Here is a 4,446-nt window from a genome sequence, read left to right as displayed (position 1 = left end):
GCCCTGCGCAGGAAGCCGGCGCGGCGCGGGGCGCCTTCGGGTGCCTCCCGCGCCTCCCGCGCCTCCTGCGCGGCGGGCGGGGCCAGTGGCGCCAACCGCTCCCGCAGCGGTGCCGCCCGGCGGCGGGCGTCCCGTACGGACAGCGGGACCGGCGACCAGCCGGCCAGCCGCCCCAGGCCGACCACCGGCGGGTGGACCGGCGACACCGCCATGACCTCGGCCGGCTCGCCCATGACGGGCGCCTCCCCGGGGCCGGGCAGCAGGATGACGCGGTCCGCGTACTGCACGACCCGCTCCAGCCGGTGCTCGGCCATCAGGACCGTGGTGCCCAGGTCGTGGACCAGCCGCTGCAGCACGGCGAGCACCTCCTCGGCCGCGCCCGGGTCCAGGGCGGACGTCGGCTCGTCCAGGACCAGCACCGCGGGGTGCGTCGTCAGCACCGAACCGATCGCCACGCGCTGCTGCTGCCCGCCCGAGAGCGTGGCGATGGGACGGTCACGGAGGCCGGCCAGGCCCAGCAGGTCCAGGGTCTCCTCGACGCGGCGCCGCATCGTGTGCGGGGGGACGCCGAGGGACTCCATGCCGTACGCGAGCTCGTCCTCGACGGTGTCGGTGACGAAGTGCGCGAGCGGGTCCTGGCCCACGGTGCCGACGACGTCCGCGAGTTCGCGCGGCTTGTGCGTACGGGTGTCCCGGCCCGCCACGGTGACGCGGCCGTGCAGGGTGCCGCCGGTGAAGTGCGGGACGAGGCCGCTGACGGTGCCGAGGAGGGTGGACTTGCCGACGCCGGACGGGCCTACGAGGAGGCAGAGTTCGCCCTCGGGGACGGTGAGGTCCACGCCGTGGAGCGAGGGCGCCTCGGTGTCGTCGTACGTGACGGACACGTTCTCGAAGCGGATCACTTGGGCTCCTGGGGGTGGGAGGTGGTGGTGGGTTCGGCACCGCCGGACCGGTCGGTGGGGGTTCCTCGCCGTTGCGGCGGGGGAAGAGGCCCCGGTCCCGCCCTTTCACCGTTTCCCGGGGCTGCGCCCCGGACCCCGGGGGAGGGGGTGGTGGCTGCGCCCCGGGCCCTGGGGGAGGGGGTGGTGGTTGCGTCCCGGACCTCGGGGGAGGTGGTGGTCTCCGTGCCCCGGGCCCCGGGGGAGGCGGTGGTCTCCGCGTCCCGGACCCCGAGGGAGGTAGTGGTCTCCGCGCCCCGGGCCCTGGGGATCCGGGGGCCTGCCTCCGGCTTCCGGAAGGGGCGGGGCCGGGGCCGGGGAGATCCCTCCGCCGCAGCGGTGACCGGCCCCCACCGGCCGGCCCGGCGGTGCCCGGCCGGCTCCGGCCCGGAGTCGTTCCCGGAACCGCCGCCGGAGGCGCCCGGCGCCACGAACGCCGGCAGCAGGCCCAGCAGGACCGACGCCGCCGGCCACACCGGCAGCCGCGGCGCCGTCAGGGGCACCGCCGACGGGTGCAGGACCTCCGGCGCGTAGGAGTTCGCCCGGATCATCAGGGCCGCGACGGCCACGCCGGAGCCCGACACCAGCCACGCGCGCACGCCCCACCGGTCGGGCCGGTAGCGCGTGCGGACGGAACGGCGGCCGCCCAGCCACAGGCCCGCCAGGGCCGCGGCCAGGCCGGCGAGGAGCACGGGCAGCCCGTACCCCGCGCCCTGGTCGGCGAGCAGCCCGTACGTGCCGGCGCAGACGCCCATGAGGCCGCCCAGCGTCAGCGCGCTCGTCGTGCGGCGGACCGCCCGCGGCACCTTCGCCGTACGGCCGTAGCCGCGCGCGTCCATCGAGGCGGCCAGCGCGACGGACCGCTCCAGGGCACCCTCCAGCACCGGCAGGCCCACCTGGAGCAGGGCCGCGAGGCCGCGGTCGGGGCGGCCGCGCAGGCGGCGGGCGGCGCGCAGCCGCTGGACGTCGGCGACGAGGTTCGGCGCGAACGTCATGGCGACGACGACCGCGACCCCCGCCTCGTACAGCGCGCCCGGCAGGGACTTCAGCAGCCGCGCCGGGTTGGCGAGCGCGTTCGCCGCGCCCACGCACACCAGCAGCGTGGCCAGCTTCATGCCGTCGGCCAGCGCGAAGACCAGCCCCTCGGCGGTCACCCGGCCGCCGATCCGCACCCCCTGCGCCCAGTCCGGGAGCGGGACTTCCGGCAGGGTGACGAGGGTGTGCGTGCCCGGGACGGGGGAGCCCAGCACGACCGCGAAGACGAGCCGGATGCCGATCACGGCCAGGCCGAGCTTGAGGAACGCCCCGTACGAGCGGGCCCACGGCGCGTCCGTGCGCCGCGCGGCCACCACGTACCCGGCGACGGCGACCAGCAGGCCGAGCAGCAGGACGTTCGTGGTGCGCGAGGCGGCCGTGGCCAGGCCCAGCGCCCACACCCACCAGGCGCCCGCGTGCAGGGCGGAGGCGCGTGCGGTCAGCGGCGCCCCCGCCGGGCCCTTCGTCTTCCCGGCGCTCATCCGCGGCGTCGGCGGGCCTGCCAGAAGGCCGCGGCGCCGAGGGCGACCACGGCGGCGACGCCGCCGATCAGGCCGGCCGAGGGGCCGCCGTCGCCCTTCTTGCCACCGTCGGCGGCCGGCTTCGGCGAGGCGCTCTCCGCCCCCTTCTCGGCCCCGCTCACCTGCTCGCCGCAACCCGTCCGCGGGTAGCCGCCGATGGCGCACAGCAGGGCGGAGGAGTCGTAGCGCAGCGGCTTCGCGACCGCGGCCAGCGCCTCGCCCGCGGTGGCGTCCTCGCCCACCCGGGCGCAGGCCGAGCGGGCCTTGGGCGGCGTCTCGCCGTCGGGGGCGTCGGCGGGCGTGCCGAAGTCGAGGACGACGGCGACGCGCTTCGCCCCGTCCGCGGCGGGCGTGCCGTCGCAGACCGGTCCGAAGCCGGCGGCGGCGCGCGGCTTCGCGGCGTCGGCGGAGTCCGCGCTGACCGCGAACCGGAACCCGATCACGTCCCCGTCGCCGGGCCGCGCCGTGCCCGGCCCCTGCGTCGCGTACGCCCACTGGCCGCCGGAGCCCTGCCAGAACGACCAGTACCGGTAGCCGGCGGCGTGCGCGGGGGCGGTGCCGAGCAGCATGAGGAGGACGGCGGCGAGCGCGGCGACCGCGCCGCCGCGCGTCCCGGCGGCGCGTGTCCGGGACCGTCGCCGTCCAACGGCTCGCGCCCCGGCGGCCCGTATTCCGGCAGCTCGCGTCACAGCTGCTGCTTCTTCTTGCGGCCGCTGATCAGGAAGCCGATGCCGGCGCCGAAGGCCAGACCGACGCCGACGATCCACCACACGTTGACGGTGACGCCCTCGTCCTTCTTCTCGTCCTCCTTGGTCATGCCGCCCGTGGCCCTCTTCCCCTGCTGCTCCGGCGCCGGGCCCGTGGCGTTCAGCTGCTCCACGAGGTTCGTGCCCGCGAAGTCGCGCGGGTCGCCGCCCGCGGCACGCGTGGCGAGGATCAGCTTGGCGAGCCGGCCGGGCTGGCCCTTGGCCCACTCGGCGGTGCCGCTCTCCTTGGACCGCAGCCACTTCAGGGGCTTCTCGGCGGCGTCGCGGTGGCCGCCCGCGGCGAGGGCGAGGGCGGCGTCGGCCGTGTTGCCCTGGTCGGGCTTGGCGGGGGCGCCGGGCATGGACGGCAGCAGGTAGCCGCCGTTCTTGTCCATGGCGGCCACGAGGTAGCCGTCCACGGCTGCGGCGGCCGCGGCGGCGTCCTTCGGCTTCGCCTTGTCGCCCTCCGCGTCGCCGGAGCACTCCAGCGCCTTGACGGGCTGGTCGGCGTCCTTCTTCAGGGGCTCGACGACGAAGCCCTTGCCGAGCGTGGCGAGCGCGGCGGCGGCGCTGGCCAGGTTGTCGGCGCGCAGGCCCTTGTCGTCCTTCAGGTAGGCGAACGCGCCGCGCTCGCCCTCCTTCGCGTCGCAGCCGAGCTGGAAGGCCAGCAGCGTCTCCACGGGGTTCTTGCCGTTCTTGACGGCGTCCTTGGCCGGGTCCTGGCCGGCGGCCGCGAGCGCGCCGAGGGCGATGGAGGTGGAGTTGGCGTCGGTGGGGCTGCCGGCCTGGTAGCCCCAGCCGCCGTCGTCGTTCTGGTGGGCCTTGAGCCAGTCCAGGCCCTTCCTGACCGCCTCCGCGCGCCCGCCGGCGGCCGCGAGGCCCTGCACGGCCGCGGCGGTGGCGTCCGTGAACTCGTCCTTCTTCGGGTCGCACGCCTTGCTCGGGTCCGCGCGGTAGCCGGGGAAGCCGCCGTCCTCGCACTGCTGGCCCGCGAGCCAGTCGACCGCCGGCTTGGCAGGGGTGACGCCCATGGCGTTCTGCGCCATGAAGGCCAGCGACTGGCGGAAGACGCCGTCGAACTTGGGGTCGGCCGTGCCGTACAGCCCCGGCGCCGGGGACGGTGAGCCGTCGGCGAAGGCGGCGGGGGCCGCGGCCGCGCCCAGGACGGCGGCGGTGGCCAGGGCCGCGGCGCCGCGGCGCGCGTGG

At 77.3% G+C, this 4,446-nt stretch carries 4 protein-coding genes; all 4 read right to left on the bottom strand.

The window, feature by feature from the left end; genetic code table 11:
* The coding region (locus B7P34_RS35160; protein ID WP_223268570.1) for an ABC transporter ATP-binding protein at positions 1-902 on the bottom strand (902 nt) is incomplete at its 3' end.
* The gene (locus B7P34_RS39565; RefSeq protein WP_286157542.1) at positions 899-2,455 is read right to left on the bottom strand and encodes a CbiQ family ECF transporter T component; all 1,557 of its coding nucleotides are present in this window, start codon (positions 2,453-2,455) and stop codon (positions 899-901) included. The genes B7P34_RS35160 and B7P34_RS39565, both read right to left, overlap by 4 nt.
* Positions 2,452-3,183: an SCO2322 family protein gene (locus B7P34_RS37890; protein ID WP_223268569.1), complete on the bottom strand. Its 732-nt coding sequence runs from the start codon at positions 3,181-3,183 to the stop codon at positions 2,452-2,454. The genes B7P34_RS39565 and B7P34_RS37890 overlap by 4 nt, the downstream gene beginning before the upstream one ends.
* Positions 3,180-4,446, bottom strand: a 1,267-nt coding sequence (locus tag B7P34_RS35145; protein WP_286157541.1) for a prenyltransferase/squalene oxidase repeat-containing protein, incomplete at its 5' end; no start/stop codon positions are given. The genes B7P34_RS37890 and B7P34_RS35145, both read right to left, overlap by 4 nt.

The sequence above is a fragment of the Streptosporangium nondiastaticum genome, assembly GCF_003011965.1.
Classification (GTDB): domain Bacteria; phylum Actinomycetota; class Actinomycetes; order Streptomycetales; family Streptomycetaceae; genus Streptomyces; species Streptomyces nondiastaticus.
Note: the sequence above shows the minus strand (reverse complement) of the source record. Positions and strands in the feature narration are given on the sequence as shown.

Bases quoted from the DNA above. Each gene is read 5' to 3' on its own strand.
- B7P34_RS39565 (WP_286157542.1), bottom strand. From the start codon at position 2,455: ATGAGCGCCGGGAAGACGAAGGGCCCGGCGGGGGCGCCGCTGACCGCA.